Below are 15561 nucleotides of genomic sequence, written 5' to 3' on the forward strand. Positions count from 1 at the left end.
TAGTCGCTATTTAGGGCGTCCAAGATTTGGGACGCAGTTCAGTGGGGCGGGCCTTGCTGTTGGGGGTTAGCGTTTCTTTCCGCGGAAGAAGAAGCCGTGCAGTGACGGCTTGAGGCCGCGGTTGGCGCGATGCTCCTCGACGCGCTCGTGGATCGAAGCGACGCGCTCGATGACTTCGTCGGGAATCGGCACGTCGGGATTCATGTTCTCGACCTGGCTGACCTCGGCGGCGGAGACCTGGTCGATAATGGGCACATCGTCGTGCGAGATGACAGGTGTGGCGTCTTCCTTCATCTTGCGATAACGCTGCATCATGTCGGTCTGTAGCTGCTGGGCCGAAGGCGGCGTCCAGATGATGGCGTTGGCGCCGGCGGCGATGGTTTCACGGATGCTCTCTGGCGTCTTGCCGCCCGGCGCGATGAGCGGCAGGTTGGGATAGTGCTTGCGCAGCTCGCGTAGGACCTGGGGCGTGTTCTTGCCGGCGGCGATGTTGAGAATCTTGGCTCCAGCGCGCACCTTGGCGTGGGCATCGTCGTCGCAGCGAACGACCGTAGCGATGACGGGGATGTCGGCGATGTTGGTGATGTGCTCGACCATCTCGGCGGTGGCGGGGGAGTTGACCACGCATCCCGCCGCGCCCTGCATCTCGGAGACGGCTGCCATCTGCACGGAGCGCTTACCAGTGGTGGTGCCACCGCCCACACCTACAAAGACCGGGCACTCGGCGACGGTCAGCAGCGCTTGCGTAATGGCGGGCTGCGGCGTGAAAGGGTAGACCGCAAAGACGGCATCGGCGTTGGAGTTGCGGATAACCGCGACATCGGTGGTGTAAATGAGCGACTTGATGCGGCGGCCAAAGAGCGTGAAGCCGCTGGCCTCCTCAATCTCGTCAGGCATGCGAAGGGCCGCCTTGCGCAAACGCCCGTCGATGGGCAGCGGCTCCATGGGGAGCAGTCCGTTGGGGGTCACGGCTACCTGGGGCTCGGTGAACTCGTCTGCGAGCTCGACCTCGGAGAAATCGACCGAGGCGACGATGTCCTCGTGAACCTCGGCGGGCACATCGATGGGGGATTGGTCGTTTGCCGCGGCAGGCGTGTCGAAGGAGCTGGTGCCGACGAAGGCGTCGACGCGCTCATTTAGATCGTTGAGGGTATCCATGGAGGCTCGATTCTATGTGATGACGGCCGGCAGGGTGCCGGCAGCGTTGTGCTTGCTAAACCGTTTGACGAGTTGATTTTTCCCCGCCGCGCCATCCGTTAGACCGAAGGGCCGGCGAACGTGAAGGAGCTGTGGTGGCGGGGATCGAGGTGCTATCTTGAAAGTCCCGTTTAAAAGAGAGGTGACGCGGTATGGAATTTTCGGCAATGTTGGGCTCGATTGGCCTATGCGTGGGCGCAATCGTAGCCGCCGCGGTCATCTACTTTGTGGTCACGGCCATTAAGGGCAAAAGGGCCGAACGCAAGGAGCGCACGATGCTTAAACGGCATCGCGACCAGCAGGGCAAACGCGCACGGAGATAGCTTGTTGAGTTTTGGATCCGTGCGCTAACTGCGTTTTCGGATCAGGGCAATGTAGAAGCCCTCAAAGTCGCGGCTGGGCGGAATGGTGAGCGTGCCGGGCAGGCCGTTGGCGATGGCCGATACCTGACCCGCGGCAATGGCTTCGGTCAGGGCGTTGGACTCGATGCGCGGCTCCTCACCAGCTTCCTGGGCGCGGCGTGCCTCACTTTCGCTCGGCGTGCCATCGAGGGGGATAAGCTCGCAGTCCATGTGCTTGTCGAGGGCCTCTTGCAGGGCGTCCTCGTTTTCCTGCGGCAAGATCGAACAAGTCGAATAGACGAGCGTGCCGCCCGGTTTGAGGGCTCCCATGGCGCGGTCCAGAAGTGCTCGCTGCGAGCGGGCGCACCTGCTCAGCAACTGCTCGGTGAGGCCGCGCAGGCTCTTCTCGTTGCCGCTGACGACTGTGCCCGTGCCGGTGCAGGGAGCGTCGAGCAGGATACGGTCAAAGCGGAAGAACTCGTCGAGCTCGCGTGCGTCGATGCGCATGACGGGCACGTTTTTTGCGCCTTGGCGGTGGAGGTTGGCTTCGAGCTTCTCGGCGCGGGGAATGCTCATCTCGCAGGCGGTAAGGTGCGCCTGGCCCTGCGTGAGGGCGGCGATCTGCGTCGTCTTGCCACCGGGGGCCGCGCACATGTCCAGGATGTCCTCGCATGCCTGGGCGCCCAGGACCAACGGCGGCATCATGGACGACAGACTTTGCAAGTAGATCTTGCCGTCGCGGTAGATGTCGAGGTCCCACAGGTCGGAAACCTGGGCGTCGGGCAGGATGAAGGCGTCTGGGTACCAGGCGACGGGGTTGTGGGCGATGCCGGCGGCATCGAGCGCCGCAGCGATGTCCTCGGCGGTTGCCTTGAGCGTGTTGGCGCGCAGCGTGACCGGGCGTGTGGCCGCGGCGCCGAAGCCCTTGATCATGAGCTCGGCATCGGCGGGCGCATAGGCGCCGGCGACCGTGTCGACCATAAAGCGCGGCAGGTCGGCGGCGCAAGGAAGGGCGGCAAGCTGGTCGGAAAGCTCGGTGGCGGCAAACTGCCTGAGCTTGAGCTCGGCCTTGACCTGCTTTTTCTGCTTACGACGACGCGGCTTGGACATCCGTCTTTCCTTCCCATTCCGTTACATGTCGAGTGTTTAGTACTGGCTCTCGTGCTTGCTAAAGAAGTCGAAGCGCGGGGGCAGCGGCTTCACGCGGTGCTCGCCGGGCTTCTCGCCCAGGATCTCCACGAACTCGTCCGTGGAGGCAAAGATGTTATCCCAGCTAAAGAAAGCGACCGGGTCGACGTCGAAGTACTCGCAGATGAGCTCGCAACCGGCCGGCACAATACCGTGCATCAGGACGGTCGCCACGCGCAGCTCGGTAAAGGCGTCGACAAGGGCCTGCGTCATCGCGGCATTGGCCGGCTCGCCCTCGAGCTTGTTGGCGGCCTTGGAGGCGTCGCTCCAGCGCTTGTTGGCGGCGCGCAGGTAGTCGTCGCACACGGCAAGCGCGCGGTGCGTCTCGAACTTGTACATGGCCTGCTCAAAGGCGAGGGCTGCCTGCTGGGCGGCTTCGACCACGGTGTCAGAAGCGGCACCGGCGGGGATGCAGCCGTTGCGGTAGGGGCTCTCGTCGCCTTCCTTGACGGCGACGCCGTAGAAGCAGCTGCGGGCCAGACGGTTGAACACGCCGGTCAAAAGGGCGCTCTCCTTAAGGGCCGGGTCGATAACGCGCTTGTCGTCGCAGGCGCGTACCTCGTTGCCGTCCTTGTCCTTGCCGGTCACACGCGTGTCGTATGCCTTGGGGCTAAAGCTCACCGGCTTCTCGGATAGGCCGAGCGACAGCCAGTGCGCGCGCATCTGCTCGCAGGTGTAGTGGTTGAGCAGGTCGTCTGCCGGCGGGGGAGGCGTCTGCGAGGACGAGCTGGCCTTTTTGCCCATGTAGAGCAGGTGATAGCAGGCGCTGACGGTGCTCTGCGTAAGGTCCCAACCCAGGGCCTCCCACATGGCGGTTTGCGCGATGCAGTAGAAATAGATGTTGTCCTGACCGATGAACTGGTAGATCTGCGCGTCGTCCGAGCACCACCAGTCGCGCCAGTCGAGCGAGCTGTGCTGGTAGGTGGGCACGGGGACCTGCGTGGAATCGGCGGCGGGCTCGCCCATGAGGGCGGCATCCTGGGCGGCGACGCCCTCGGTCACGCCGGCGGCCTTGGCATCGCGTGCGAGCACGGTGCGAGTGTAGCTGATGGGCGCCCACAGGCTCTCGGGCCAGCACCAGCAGGTGACGTCGGTTACGCCGTCAACCTCGGGCACCGGAACGCCCCAGCCGATGTTGCCGGTGATGCGGAAGGGCACGAGCGCCTTGCCGCTGCGGAAGCGCACGCCGCCGTTGGCGAGCACCGCGTGGGCGTCGTCGCGCTCCTTCCAGCTGGGGAAGGTGACGGTAAAGCTGCTCTTGTTGCCCTCGGGCTCCAGCACGGTGTGCTCGGGGAGCTGGCCCTCGACGGCATCGAAGGCCTCGCGGAACTTGTTCTGGATGTAGAGCTGAGCCGGCAGCAGCCACTCCTCCATGGTCTTGGAGACCACGGAGCGAACCTGCGGGTTCTGGGCGAGCTTGGCGGTATAGGTCTTCATAAAGTCGAGGTAGGCCGGCAGATCAAAGTAGAGATTGTCGACCGGGCGCAGCTCGGGCACCTCGCCGGTGAGCTGGCTCTTGGGCGCGATGAGCTCCTCGGGCTCAAACTGGTGGCCCAGATCGCACTCGTCGGCATAAGCCTTCTCGGACTTGCAGCCCTGGATGGGGCAGCGGCCGATGACCTGGCGGCCGTTGAGGAACGTGCCGGCCTTGGCATCGTAGAACTGCAGCGTGGAGCGCTTGGAGATGGTGCCCTGCTCGTGCAGACGCTCGATAATCTCCGCGGTCACCTCGTTGTGAATCTGCGCAGCCGGCTCAAGGCCCGAGCCGCCGTAGATGTCACAGCTGATGTTGTAGTTGTTGAGGGTCGCGGCCTGGCGGGAGTGATTGGACTCGACATACTCGCCGATGGACTTATCGTAGCCTTCATTCTCCTTGAGCTTGCGGTAGCTCTCCATGATGGGCGAGCCGTAGCAGTCGGTGCCCGAGGTGAAGATGACGTTCTCGCGGCCCAGGCGGTCGCGCAGGAAGCGGGCGAAGAAGTCGGCCGGGACAAAGACGCCGCCAACGTGGCCAAAGTGAAGGCCCTTGTTGCCGTAGGGCTCGCCGGCGGTAACGATGGCGCGGCGAGGCCAGCTGGGACGGTCGTTCATGGAGTATTTGGATGCCATGGGACTCCTTCGCATATGGTAAGAGCGCGGCCGGGCGCAAGGCCTGGCGATGCGGTGGTCAATTCGTGCATATCGTTCGACATTATCGCACATGCGGACGGGTACGTGGCAGGGGCGCTATCCTAAGATGCTATGAATGAGATTTCCAACATACATGCGTTTGAGGACGAGGATTTTCTACACGCTTGCTTCGTGTGGGGGATGGCCGTGATCGCGGTGTTTGCCGTGTGCCTGGTGCCGATGTTTATGCTGCTGGGCGGGCCTGCGGACTTGGATGCGGCTGAGGCGGGCGGCTGGACCACCGTCGTGGGCTGGATGGTCGGTGTGGCTGCGGTTTCTGCAGCGTCGTTTGCCGTGCACGAGCTGGTGCATGCGGTGTTTTTTAAGCTGCTGGCGCCTGCGGGCGCGCATGTGACCTTTGGCGCGAATCGTGAGACGGCGATGATCTATGCCTGCGCCGAGGGCGTTGTGTATTCGCGTCGGCGGTACATGGCCATTTGCCTGGCGCCCACGGTTGTTTTGACGGTGGCGTTTGCCCTGGGGTTTGCGTTCTCGGGCTATCCGCTGCTGTGCTACCTGGCGGCTGGTCTGCACTTGTCGGGCTGCGTGGGCGATTGGTATTACGTGCGGACCATCCTGCGCGACCGCCGCATTGTCGCCTGCGAGGATACGTCCTTTGGCGTGCGCTTTTTCGGGTGAGGAGATGTTGATGAGGCCGTTGTTGTTGCACGCTTGCTGTGCGCCGTGCTCACTTGAGCCGGTTCGCTTGCTGCGCGAAGAGGGGTTTGAACCCACGATTTGCTGGACCAACCCCAATATTCAGCCGCGCGATGAATGGCAGCGCCGCTTGGACGAGCTACGCCGGTGGTGTGCCGATGGCGACATCGAGCTCATCGAAGCGGGGGAGGACCGCGAGCGCTGGGAGGCCGGCGTGGCCCCGCTGGGCGCCGATCGACCCCGTCGCTGTCGCGCGTGCTATGCCCTGCGCTTGGCCGAGGCGTGCCGCGTGGCCCAGGAGCGCGGGTTTGAGTTTGTGGGCACGACGCTCGCCGTCTCGCCGTATCAGCTGTTCGATACCTGCAATGATGTTTTGGAGCGTCTGGCTGTCGCCCGCGGTCTCACCCCGGTGATTCGCGATTTTCGCCCGTATTATCCCGAGGCCACGCGTCGTTCGCGTGAGCTGGGCATGTATCGGCAGAATTACTGCGGCTGCCGATTCTCGGCCGTCGAGGCGGCCATGGACCGCGCTCGCATCCGCGACGAGCGCAAAGCGTCCAAAAAGTAGTTCTTTTGAGCTGGCAGCCTGCTAGGATGTAGAGCGGACTTTAGCTATATAAGGAGTATCCGACGTGTCTATGCGTACCGATGATTTTGACTACAACCTTCCTGAGGAACTGATCGCCCAGGCTCCTGCCGAGCCGCGCGACTCCTGCCGCCTGCTGGTGGTGGATCGCAAAGGCTCCCAGGCGGGGAAGCCGCTGGAGCACGGCGGTACCGTTGAGCACCGCATCTTCCGCGACATCATCGACTATATCGAGCCGGGCGATGTGCTCGTCATCAACCAGACGCGCGTGATGCCGGCCCGTCTTATCGGTCGCAAGGCTGGCTCGGGCGGTGTGGTCGAGACGCTGCTGCTCAAGCGCCGCGAGGATGTTGACCCGCTGGGTCACGTTTGGGAGTGCCTGGTCAAGCCGGGCAAGCGCCTGAAGCCCGGTGCTCAGATTGAGTATCGCGCCGGTGGCGCCCATGCGCCCGAGGGGGCTCCCGTGGTGCTGATGGCCGAGGTCATCGACTTTGTCACCGATAGCCGCGGCGGTCGTCTGGTGCGTTTTGAGCCGGCCGGTTGCAATGCCGCCGGTGACCCGCGCACGCTCGACGAGGCCATCCATGCTGCCGGCCACGTGCCGCTGCCGCCTTACATTACCGATTACGAGGGCGATCCCGAGAAGTACCAGACCGTCTACGCCATGAAGGAGGAGCACTCGGCTGCCGCTCCTACGGCGGGTCTGCATTTTACGCCCGAGCTTATGGCCGCTATCGAGGCCAAGGGTGCGAAGTTTGCCGCCGTCGAGCTCGAGGTGGGTATCGATACCTTCCGTCTGGTGGAGGAGGACGACCCCACGCAGCACGTGATGCACACCGAGCGCTACCACGTGTCGCAGGAGGTTGTCGACGCCGTGCATAAGGCTAAGGCCGAGGGGCATCGCGTGATTGCTGTCGGTACCACCGCAGTGCGCTCGCTCGAGAGCGCCTTTGACGCTGAGGCACCGGTGTCCGATCCGGCCGTGACGGCGCGCTATTTTGAGGGCCGCGAGGACGGGGCCGATACACTTGGCCGCGGTGACATCGTGGTGCGCGAGAACGCCACGACGCAGCTCTACCTTATGCCCGGCTCGACCTATCACGTGGTCGACGCGCTGATCACAAACTTCCACGTGCCGCGCTCCACGCTCATGATGCTCGTGAGCGCGCTTGCCACCCGCGACCAGATCATGGATGCCTACGCCGCCGCCATCGAGGAGCGCTACCGCTTCTTCAGCTTTGGTGATGCGATGCTCATTTGTTAGTTACGCGGTTCTACGAACCGCGTAACGGCTCGACGCTGCAAACCCGCCAGAGCGGCAATCTGCCTTTCAACTTCGGCGGCATGACCAGAAGGTCAATGCCGCCTCGTTTCAAGGCACCTTGCTCGCTCTGGCGGGTTTTCGCTGACTTTGCCAAGGCATCGGCGTCGCCTTTGTTGGCACTTGGGGACGTTCCTTTTGTGTCGGCACTTGGGGACAGTCCTTATGTCAAGAGATTGGTGCAAGAGGGATAGGTTGCCTTGCGTCGATTTAAATAGGTTGCGGTGAGATAGTTCTTGAATTGGCCTTATTGAGGACTAAACAGGAACTATCTCACCGCAACTGCGTTGAACGTTTTTTGGCAACTGGTTTACTTGCTCGCGAAGAGCCAGACCAGGATGATCGCTAGAATCACGGCGACGATGCAGACGATGGCGCCGGTGAATTTGATGCGTGAGTCGCGGGTGCGCTCTCGTACGTCATCCTCGGTAGCCTCGAGCTGGGCCACTTCGTGCTCGGTCTCGGTATGCTCGGCCTTGTCGCGTGCCAAGGCCCCGGCGAGCGATTCGGTGATTTCGGGATGGTCGTGCACCTCGGTCGCCTGTTCGATGATCGACTGTGCATGTGCGGCATCTGCTTGGGCGTTGGCGATGCTCTGCTCCTGGTCGCGGCGTGCCTTGTCCTCGGCAGTGATCTTCTCGCGCAGTTCGCGCTGACGAGTCGCGGCGGCTGTCTTCGCCGTCTGCAGCTCGTCGCGCGCGGCATCGGCTTCGGTCGTCACGGCTTGGTGCGCGCGTTTTGCGTCGGCGATAGGGGCTTGAGCCTGCTCGACGGCCTGCTCGGCTGCGGCAAGCGAGTGCTCAAGGTCGGCGGTGATGCGCGGGACATCTTCTTCGGCTTTACGCAGGGCATCTGCCGTGTCGGAAATCTGCATCGAGAGCTCGCTGGTGCGCACCGTATAGTTGGCGGGATTTGCCGAGGGATTGCGTTGCAGCTCGGCATACTCATGGCGCAGCGTCTCGAGCTGGGCGCGCGTGGCGTCGACGGTTTGTTGTGCGGCCGCAATGCCGGCGTCTCGCTCGGCCTTCACCTTGTCGCGGATGCGCTTGGAATCCTCAAGACGTCGAACGAGGCGGTTGCCGGTCTCGCGAGAGCTCGCCTCGCGGGCCTCTACGGCGTCGAGCGCGGCCTTCAGGCGGAGCTCAGTCGCGTCATCCTCTGTCTTCATTTGTTCGAGCTGACCATTGAGCTCTGTCGCTTTGGCGGCGTGGGCATCACGGTCAATCTCGGCTGCCGCAGCGGTCTTTTGCGCTGTGGCGATCGCCTGACGCTGGTCGGCGACGATCTGGTCGTAGCGGCCTGCGATATCCTGGCGCGTCTCGAGTTCCTCGGCCTGATCGGCAATGCGCTGCTCAAGTTCGGCCAGGTGGGCGCGGGCATCGGCAAGTGCCTTTTTCGCGGCGTTCATCTCGCGCATGGCCGAGGCGCCCTGGGCGATAAAGGTGCCCACGGCGTTCGCAGTGTTCGAGACAGCGGTCCCCAGATCGCGGCTCGCGGCGGAGGAGTGCGGGGCGGTCGGGCGAGCGGTGTCGGCAGCGTCCGCATCGGCAGCCTGCGGCACGGCGATATTGCCGGTACCGCCCTCGATCACAGAAAAGCCTGCTGCGTGCGGGTCGACCGCATCGGCACCAATCGTGGGATGCTCGAGCTGCAGAAACGAGGGCATGGTGCTGCCCTGGTCGGCAACCGGAGTCTCGCCGGGTACAAAGGTCGAGGCCGCCTCGGCGGCCTCCTCTTCCTCGGCGTCAACGTCAGCGTCGGCCACGGCGTCTTTCATCGCTTTGACGGCATCCATCATGGAGTCCATGACGGCGTCGAGCTCTTCTTCCGAAGAAACCTCGATAGGGCCCGCAGCTTGCGGAGCAGCATCCTGTACGGGGTGGTCGTCCTGAGCGGGCGCATCGTCGTTTTGCTCGCCTGCATCTTCGGCGCCGGGGGTTTCCGCCGTAGCGCTTTCGTCTAAGATGGGGTCGTCGAGGCCAATATCATCGCAGGTCACAGCGTCAGCATCTGCAGTGACGTCTGCGGAATCATCAATATGCTGTTGAGTCTGGGGGTCCAGCTCGTCTGTCATAGGCATGTGCTCCTCATCGTTGTTTGTCACCCTATGATAAAGTCTCGCGCCGACATCCCGCGCGCTGCAGCAAAGTTTCAAAACGTGTTCGATGGCTCGCGTCGATAGCAAAAACTCGGCCACTTTATCCAGTTTGTGCTTGACATCCCCTTCGCCGAATGACGTTGTGCCGTTCGCCTGCCGCAGTCTTTATTTTTCACTTGAACACGTTAAAGTTGCATTTCAGCTTTTGGCGCGTGAATTTGGGTGCGCGCAGTCGGCGGGCGTGCCCGTCGTGATTTGAAAGGACTTTCTTATGGGACTTTTCACTGGCAAGACCGTGATCGTCACCGGCGGCGGCAAGGCCACGCTTAAGGACGGTTCCGCTGGCTCCATCGGCTACGGCATCGATATCGCTTTTGCCAAGGAGGGCGCAAACCTCGTCATCACCGGCCGCAACGTTGCTAAGCTCGAGGCCGCCAAGGAGTCTCTCGAGGCCGAGTACGGTGTCAAGGTTCTGCCCGTTCAGGCCGATGTTTCGGCCGGTCAGGACAACGAAGTCGTCGTCCAGAACGTCATCGACAAGGCCATTGAGGAGTTCGGCCGCATCGACGCCGTCGTCAACAACGCTCAGGCCAGCGCCTCGGGCGTGACCATCGCCGACCACACCATGGACCAGTTCAACCTGGCCATTTACTCCGGCCTGTACGCCACCTATCTGTATATGCAGAAGGCCTATCCGCACCTGAAGGAGACCAAGGGTTCCGTGGTCAACTTTGCTTCGGGCGCCGGCCTGTTTGGCAACTATGGCCAGTGCAGCTATGCTGCCGCCAAGGAGGGCATCCGCGGCCTGACCCGCGTTGCTGCCAACGAGTGGGGCAAGGACGGCATCAACGTCAACATCGTGTGCCCGCTTGCTTGGACCGCTGCGCTCGAGAACTTCCAGGATGCCTATCCCGAGGCGTTCAAGGCCAACGTCCACATGCCGCCGGCGGGCCATTACGGCGACGTCGAGAAGGAGATCGGCCGCGTTGTCGTTCAGCTCTGCGGTCCCGACTTTAAGTATATGAACGGCGAGACGGTCACCCTCGAGGGTGGCATGGGCCAGCGGCCTTAAGGGTTACGCGGTTTTACCAAACCGCGTAATGGCTCGACGCTGCGCGGTCGCCAGAGCGACAACTTGTCATTCAAAGAGGACGGCATGACCAGAAGGTCTATGCCGCCCTCTTTTCATGCCAATTTGTTCGCTCTGGCGACCGCTCGCTGACATTTCCAAGACATCGGCGTTGCTGTGGCTTTCGGGAATGATTCGTTGGGGACGGAGGAAAACGGATCATTTTTATCCTGGTGCATTGGTGCAAGGGGGCAGGTTTCCTTTGCACCAGTTTCTGTCGAGTCGGTGCTTCTTGCGGGTTGCCCGTATAATGGTTTGCGTATGAACCGCAACCAAGGAGTTCCAGTTTATGGACCAGAACCTTTTTAAATTCGACCTGATTACCGAGGATCCGACGACGCACGCGCGCGCCGGCGTACTGCACACCCCGCACGGCGACATCGAGACGCCGATCTTTATGCCCGTGGGCACTAAGGCAAACGTCAAGGGCATTCCTACCGAGACTGTCAAGAAGCTCGGCGCCCAGATCGTGCTCGCCAATACCTATCATCTGTCCATGCGTCCCGGCGAGGATACCATCGCCGAGCTGGGCGGCCTGCACAAGTTCATGAACTGGCACGGCCCCATCCTCACCGACTCGGGCGGTTTCCAGGTCTTCAGCCACAACGATGCCGTCAAGCTCACCGATGAGGGCGTGCGCTTTATCGTCAACGATTACGACGGCCGCCACGTGTTTTGGACGCCCGAGGACAACATGGAAATCGCCATGAAACTCGGCTCCGATATCTGCATGCAGCTCGACCAGTGCCCGGGCTATCCCGCCACGCGCGCCTACGTTGAGCGCGCCGTTGAGCTGTCGAGCATGTGGGCCGAGCGCTGCTATAAGGCGCATACCCGCGATGACCAGGCGCTCTTTGGCATCGTTCAGGGCGGCATGCACCTGGATCTGCGCCTGCGTTCGCTGCGCCATCTGGAGGAGTGCGGCGACTTCCCGGGCTATGGTATCGGTGGCTATTCGGTGGGCGAGGATCACGAGACCATGTTCGAGACCCTGGCGCCGCTCGTGAGCGAGTACATGCCCAAGCATAAGCCGCGCTACCTGATGGGTGTCGGCAACCCGACCACGCTCGTGCGCGGCGTTGGCGTGGGCATCGACATGTTTGACTGCGTGCTGCCGACGCGCACCGGCCGTATGGGCACGGCATTCTCCAGCGAGGGTCGCCTCAACTTCCGCAACGCTCGCTTTGCGCACGACGACGGTCCCATCGATCCCACCTGCACCTGCCCGGTGTGCACGGGCGGTTACAGCCGTGCGCTCATTCGCCACATGGTCACGCAGAAGGAGATGCTCGGCGGCATTTTGCTTTCGATGCACAATATCTACTACCTGCTCAACCTTATGCAGCGTGCCCGCCAGGCCATTATCGAGGGCCGCTACGGCGCATTCGTGAGCGACTGGATGAATAGTCCTGCCGCGGTGGATTACTAAGAGCCGCGACCGCTGACCGATGCCTTGCAAGCGCATGATGCATCGTGGGTACCATACCGAATAGTTGATGTTCGGGCGGGTGTTTGACGCATGGCGTCGACCCCGCTCGCTTTTCTTTTTCTCGATAGGAGTACCCTTGATTAAGAATGAGAACGTCGAGGGCGAGCCGGCCTACGACGAGACGTACCGACGCGGCCCCGTGGTCATGCGCGGCCCCATGATTCCTAAGGACAACACCTACGCCAACCTGCTGGCGCCCGAGGACTCGACCGACTGGTTGCATGCCGACCCCTGGCGCGTGCTGCGCATTCAGGCCGAGTTTGTCGATGGCTTTGGCGCGCTTGCCGAGCTTGGTCCTGCGGTGACCATCTTCGGCAGTGCCCGCACGCCCAAGACCGATCCGCTCTACAAGGCGGCGCGTACGGTCGGTCGTAAAATCGCCCAGCGCGGCGTGGCGGTCATCACCGGTGGTGGCCCCGGCATCATGGAAGCGGCCAACAGGGGAGCGGCGAGTGTCAACGGCAAGTCAGTTGGCCTGGGCATTGAATTGCCGCACGAGCACGGGCTCAACAAATACGTGAACCTGGGTATGGACTTCCGCTACTTCTTTGTGCGCAAGACCATGTTCGTTAAGTACAGCTCGGGTGCCATCGTGTTCCCCGGCGGCTTTGGTACGCTCGACGAGATGTTCGAGGTACTCACGCTGGTGCAGACGCACAAGGTCAAGCGCATGCCGCTCGTGCTGGTGGGCAGCGAGTACTGGCAGGGCCTGTTCGACTGGCTCAACGGCCCGGTGATGGACACCGGTATGATCAGCCCGCTCGATCCGGAGCTGGTGCACATTACCGACGACCTCGACGAGGCCGTCGATATCGCCCTGAGCGGGCTGATGTAGGGCGGGCGTTCCTGCCCTTATGGTAATTTGAATGGCAGTCTGATGCTAAGTAACATCAGGCTGCCATTCAAATTGGGTATACTGATGCAAAAGACGAGGCGAGGAGGTCGCGAATGTCTACTGCAACGGTTAAGCCAACGACAGTTCGCATCGAAGAGGGGCTCAAGGAACAGGCGACTGAGTTTTTGGATTCGGTTGGCCTGAGTCTCAATTCGTATCTCAATCTTGCTGTTCGGCAGCTTGTAAATCAGCGGAAGATTCCGTTTGATATTGTGGGTCGGCCCGAAGTCCCCAACGAGGCGACGAGGCGCGCCATGGTGATCGCCGAGGCTCATGAGTTGGGGATTCTGCCAGACGACAGCCCGTCATTCAATAACGCTGATGAGCTTATATCGTTCCTCGATGAGGACTAGCGATGTTTGAGATTAAAGTCGAGGCTCAGTTTAAGGCGGATTACAAACGGACGATGCGCATCCATCCGCAGCTAAAAACCGAGTTTAAGGCGGCAGTCGCAGAGCTTGCAGCTCGCGGCTCGCTTCCCGCGGAATATGGCGCCCATGAGCTTTCAAGCCCGGGCGGCAATTACAACGGCCACATCGATTTCCTTCTATCCGATGGGTTGGTCGATGTGGTCGTTCTGTACTTGCCGCATAAGACTAATCCTGTGATCCGACTGGTCAGAATGGGCTCGCATGAGGAACTGTTCCGGGGTCCGCAGGGCTGATTGCCGATTTCTAAGTTGCGGTGGAATAGGGATTGATTTGCGGCTGATAAGCCAAAAACAGTCCCTATTTCACCGCAAGTGGTAAAGGTGCCCCTAGTGGATGGGCTGGTAGCGGGGGCAGTAGCTGATGGCAATGGCGTCGACGCCTACGTGGGTGGCGATGGTACAGCCGATGGGGCCGGTGCCGGCGTCTACGTAGTCCTGGCCTGCGAGCGCTTGGTTGACAAGCTCCTGCTCCTCGGCGGCGCCGGTTGTGAGCACGCGAACGCTGGAGCCCGGATGCTCGGCCAAAAATGCGAGGCAATCGGACATGGTGTTGGCGACGATGCGTTTGGCGCCGCGGCCCTTCTTGATGGCCTTAATCTCGCCCGATTTCCATTCCGGCGAAACGGCCAGGCGAATGTTGAGCATCTGCGTCAGCTGGCCGGCGAGTTTGGGCGCGCGGCCGTTCTTAACGAGGTTCTCGAGCGTGCGGGGAATCAGCAGCAGGTGGGCATCGGGCAGCGTCGCGCGGATCTGCGCCTCGGTCTCGTCCAGGCTGCGGCCGTCCTCGCGCATGGCCAGCGCGTACTCCACCAGCAGGCCCTCGGCACCCGAGCCGGTGCGCGAGTCGATACAGCGCACGTCGAGCTCGTGCGTTTCGGCCGTCAGGCTGGCGTTGGCATAGCAGGCGGACCACTCGCTGCACAGCGAGATAAAGATGGCGCTGTCGTGGCCGTCGGCGAGCACGCGATCAAAGAGCGCTTTGAACTCGCCGGCGCTCGGCTGCGAGGTGTGCGGCAGCTGCTCGGAGCCGGCCATGCGGGCGACGTACTCTTCGGCGGTAATCTGCACCTGGTCGAGCAGATCCTCGCCTTCGATAATCACATGCAGCGGAATCACGTAAATGCCGAGCTCTTGGGCGCGGGCGGGGGAGATGTCCGACGTGGAGTCGGTTATGATGGCAAAAGACATAATTGCACCTTTCGTTGGGGCGCGGCAACGCCGCCTTCAGAGAGCAAAGTTCGTCAAGTATAGTGGAGTTGCTCTACATTGCTAGGTTCAATTGTTGAATAGACAACAGTTTGAAGTGTCGATGTGGAAATCGTCAACTGGGGAAGAGGAATGCCGATGGAGGCACTGGAGATATGCAGGCGGCCGGTCGTGCTGTTCGATTTTGACGGCACGGTGGCCGATACGGGCCGGGCGGTGATGACCTCGACGCGCAAGACGCTGGCTGCGCGCGGTTTTTCGGAGGCGCAGATGGGTGACCTGCGCCGCATGATCGGGCCGCCCCTGTGGAAGAGCTTTCACGACTTTTACGGCTTTTCCCGCGAGGAGTCGCTTGTGGTGGCCGATGAGTACCGCGCCTTTTTTGATGAGCTGGGGCCGGAGGAGTATCCCGTGTTCGATGGGATTCCCGGGTTACTCGACGGCCTTGCCGCCCAGGGCAAGCGCATGGCCGTTGCGACGTCGCGCATGGAAGCGAAGTGCATCGATATGGTGCATGAGCTGGGTCTTTCTCAGTTCGAAGCCGTGGTCGGCATGAATCCGCCGCAGGGCCGCGAGACCAAGGCCGATTCGATCCGCGATGCCCTGGCGGCACTTGGGGCGTGCGCCGACGATGCCGTGATGGTCGGCGATCGCTTTAACGACGTGGAGGGCGCGCACGCAATGGGCGTGCCGTGCATCGGCATCTATTCGGGTGCGGCGGCGCCGGGCGAGCACGAGGCCGCGGGTGCCGATGCGGTGGTGCACTCGGTGGCCGAGCTTGCTAAACTTTTCGCTATCTAATGACGTAATGTGAGGGGCGGGCGTGCTCGTCGCTCATTGGTAAGGAGGTCGTCC

Annotated in this window: 15 protein-coding genes; 10 read left to right on the forward strand and 5 right to left on the reverse strand. The window is 62.1% G+C overall.

Annotation, left to right across the window (positions count from 1 at the left end; genetic code table 11):
* Positions 1–66: 66 nt before the first annotated feature.
* Positions 67–1158, reverse strand: coding sequence for a hypothetical protein (locus DWZ22_RS07815; RefSeq protein WP_118405839.1), 1092 nt, complete (start codon positions 1156–1158; stop codon positions 67–69).
* A 191-nt stretch (positions 1159–1349) separates the two neighbouring features.
* Here DWZ22_RS07815 and DWZ22_RS10240 point away from each other — a divergent pair, with 191 nt between their 5' ends.
* Positions 1350–1520 carry a hypothetical protein gene (locus tag DWZ22_RS10240; RefSeq protein ID WP_158573316.1) on the forward strand — a complete coding sequence of 57 codons (171 nt, stop codon included), beginning with the start codon at positions 1350–1352 and terminating at the stop codon, positions 1518–1520.
* 24 nt (positions 1521–1544) lie between these two features.
* On the opposite strand, the gene DWZ22_RS07820 is transcribed toward DWZ22_RS10240, so the two are convergent.
* Both DWZ22_RS07820 and DWZ22_RS07825 read right to left on the reverse strand, forming a co-directional pair.
* Entirely contained in the window at positions 1545–2648 is a 1104-nt protein-coding gene (locus DWZ22_RS07820; RefSeq protein WP_118405840.1) for an RsmB/NOP family class I SAM-dependent RNA methyltransferase, read from the reverse strand.
* Positions 2649–2684: 36 nt separating this feature from the next.
* Positions 2685–4835: a class I tRNA ligase family protein gene (locus DWZ22_RS07825; RefSeq protein ID WP_118405841.1), complete on the reverse strand. Its 2151-nt coding sequence runs from the start codon at positions 4833–4835 to the stop codon at positions 2685–2687.
* Between the two features lie 132 nt (positions 4836–4967).
* On the opposite strand from DWZ22_RS07825, the gene DWZ22_RS07830 reads away from it, so the two are divergent.
* From DWZ22_RS07830 to queA, 3 genes are all read left to right on the forward strand, one after another.
* Positions 4968–5534: a DUF3267 domain-containing protein gene (locus DWZ22_RS07830; RefSeq protein ID WP_118256389.1), complete on the forward strand. Its 567-nt coding sequence runs from the start codon at positions 4968–4970 to the stop codon at positions 5532–5534.
* 10 nt (positions 5535–5544) lie between these two features.
* Positions 5545–6120 carry an epoxyqueuosine reductase QueH gene (locus tag DWZ22_RS07835; RefSeq protein WP_117758770.1) on the forward strand — a complete coding sequence of 192 codons (576 nt, stop codon included), beginning with the start codon at positions 5545–5547 and terminating at the stop codon, positions 6118–6120.
* Between the two features lie 70 nt (positions 6121–6190).
* Positions 6191–7402, forward strand: coding sequence for a tRNA preQ1(34) S-adenosylmethionine ribosyltransferase-isomerase QueA (gene queA, locus DWZ22_RS07840; RefSeq protein WP_118405842.1), 1212 nt, complete (start codon positions 6191–6193; stop codon positions 7400–7402).
* Between the two features lie 367 nt (positions 7403–7769).
* Here the strand turns inward: queA and DWZ22_RS07845 are convergent, their stop codons facing one another.
* Positions 7770–9533: a hypothetical protein gene (locus DWZ22_RS07845; protein WP_118405843.1), complete on the reverse strand. Its 1764-nt coding sequence runs from the start codon at positions 9531–9533 to the stop codon at positions 7770–7772.
* 295 nt (positions 9534–9828) lie between these two features.
* Between DWZ22_RS07845 and DWZ22_RS07850 the strand changes: the two genes are divergently transcribed.
* The 5 genes from DWZ22_RS07850 (at position 9829) to DWZ22_RS07870 (ending at position 13734) form a co-directional block, all read left to right on the forward strand.
* Positions 9829–10629 (forward strand): SDR family NAD(P)-dependent oxidoreductase, encoded by an 801-nt coding sequence (locus DWZ22_RS07850; protein ID WP_118271003.1) that lies wholly within the window; start codon positions 9829–9831, stop codon positions 10627–10629.
* 346 nt (positions 10630–10975) lie between these two features.
* Entirely contained in the window at positions 10976–12115 is a 1140-nt protein-coding gene (gene tgt / locus DWZ22_RS07855; protein WP_118271004.1) for a tRNA guanosine(34) transglycosylase Tgt, read from the forward strand.
* 205 nt (positions 12116–12320) lie between these two features.
* Positions 12321–13010, forward strand: a complete 690-nt coding sequence (locus DWZ22_RS07860; protein WP_369833946.1) for a TIGR00730 family Rossman fold protein — start codon at positions 12321–12323, stop codon at positions 13008–13010.
* A gap of 113 nt (positions 13011–13123) precedes the next feature.
* Positions 13124–13423, forward strand: coding sequence for a type II toxin-antitoxin system RelB/DinJ family antitoxin (locus DWZ22_RS07865; RefSeq protein ID WP_118405845.1), 300 nt, complete (start codon positions 13124–13126; stop codon positions 13421–13423).
* A gap of 2 nt (positions 13424–13425) precedes the next feature.
* Positions 13426–13734 carry a type II toxin-antitoxin system YafQ family toxin gene (locus DWZ22_RS07870; RefSeq protein WP_118405846.1) on the forward strand — a complete coding sequence of 103 codons (309 nt, stop codon included), beginning with the start codon at positions 13426–13428 and terminating at the stop codon, positions 13732–13734.
* A gap of 93 nt (positions 13735–13827) precedes the next feature.
* On the opposite strand, the gene DWZ22_RS07875 is transcribed toward DWZ22_RS07870, so the two are convergent.
* A complete protein-coding gene (locus DWZ22_RS07875; RefSeq protein WP_118405847.1) occupies positions 13828–14688 on the reverse strand; it encodes a DegV family protein in 861 nt (286 codons plus the stop codon).
* A gap of 156 nt (positions 14689–14844) precedes the next feature.
* On the opposite strand from DWZ22_RS07875, the gene DWZ22_RS07880 reads away from it, so the two are divergent.
* A complete protein-coding gene (locus DWZ22_RS07880) occupies positions 14845–15507 on the forward strand; it encodes an HAD hydrolase-like protein (RefSeq protein WP_233546473.1) in 663 nt (220 codons plus the stop codon).
* Positions 15508–15561: the final 54 nt, after the last annotated feature.

The organism is Collinsella sp. AF31-11, from assembly GCF_003475605.1.
Classification (GTDB): Bacteria; Actinomycetota; Coriobacteriia; order Coriobacteriales; family Coriobacteriaceae; genus Collinsella.

Bases quoted from the DNA above. Each gene is read 5' to 3' on its own strand.
- tgt (WP_118271004.1), top strand. From the start codon at position 10,976: ATGGACCAGAACCTTTTTAAATTCGACCTGATTACCGAGGATCCGACG.
- DWZ22_RS07860 (WP_369833946.1), top strand. From the start codon at position 12,321: ATGCGCGGCCCCATGATTCCTAAGGACAACACCTACGCCAACCTGCTG.
- DWZ22_RS07845 (WP_118405843.1), bottom strand. From the start codon at position 9,533: ATGACAGACGAGCTGGACCCCCAGACTCAACAGCATATTGATGATTCC.
- DWZ22_RS07880 (WP_233546473.1), top strand. From the start codon at position 14,845: ATGGAGGCACTGGAGATATGCAGGCGGCCGGTCGTGCTGTTCGATTTT.
- DWZ22_RS07850 (WP_118271003.1), top strand. From the start codon at position 9,829: ATGGGACTTTTCACTGGCAAGACCGTGATCGTCACCGGCGGCGGCAAG.
- DWZ22_RS10240 (WP_158573316.1), top strand. From the start codon at position 1,350: ATGGAATTTTCGGCAATGTTGGGCTCGATTGGCCTATGCGTGGGCGCA.
- queA (WP_118405842.1), top strand. From the start codon at position 6,191: ATGCGTACCGATGATTTTGACTACAACCTTCCTGAGGAACTGATCGCC.
- DWZ22_RS07835 (WP_117758770.1), top strand. From the start codon at position 5,545: ATGAGGCCGTTGTTGTTGCACGCTTGCTGTGCGCCGTGCTCACTTGAG.
- DWZ22_RS07870 (WP_118405846.1), top strand. From the start codon at position 13,426: ATGTTTGAGATTAAAGTCGAGGCTCAGTTTAAGGCGGATTACAAACGG.
- DWZ22_RS07865 (WP_118405845.1), top strand. From the start codon at position 13,124: ATGTCTACTGCAACGGTTAAGCCAACGACAGTTCGCATCGAAGAGGGG.
- DWZ22_RS07820 (WP_118405840.1), bottom strand. From the start codon at position 2,648: ATGTCCAAGCCGCGTCGTCGTAAGCAGAAAAAGCAGGTCAAGGCCGAG.
- DWZ22_RS07875 (WP_118405847.1), bottom strand. From the start codon at position 14,688: ATGTCTTTTGCCATCATAACCGACTCCACGTCGGACATCTCCCCCGCC.
- DWZ22_RS07825 (WP_118405841.1), bottom strand. From the start codon at position 4,835: ATGGCATCCAAATACTCCATGAACGACCGTCCCAGCTGGCCTCGCCGC.
- DWZ22_RS07815 (WP_118405839.1), bottom strand. From the start codon at position 1,158: ATGGATACCCTCAACGATCTAAATGAGCGCGTCGACGCCTTCGTCGGC.
- DWZ22_RS07830 (WP_118256389.1), top strand. From the start codon at position 4,968: ATGAATGAGATTTCCAACATACATGCGTTTGAGGACGAGGATTTTCTA.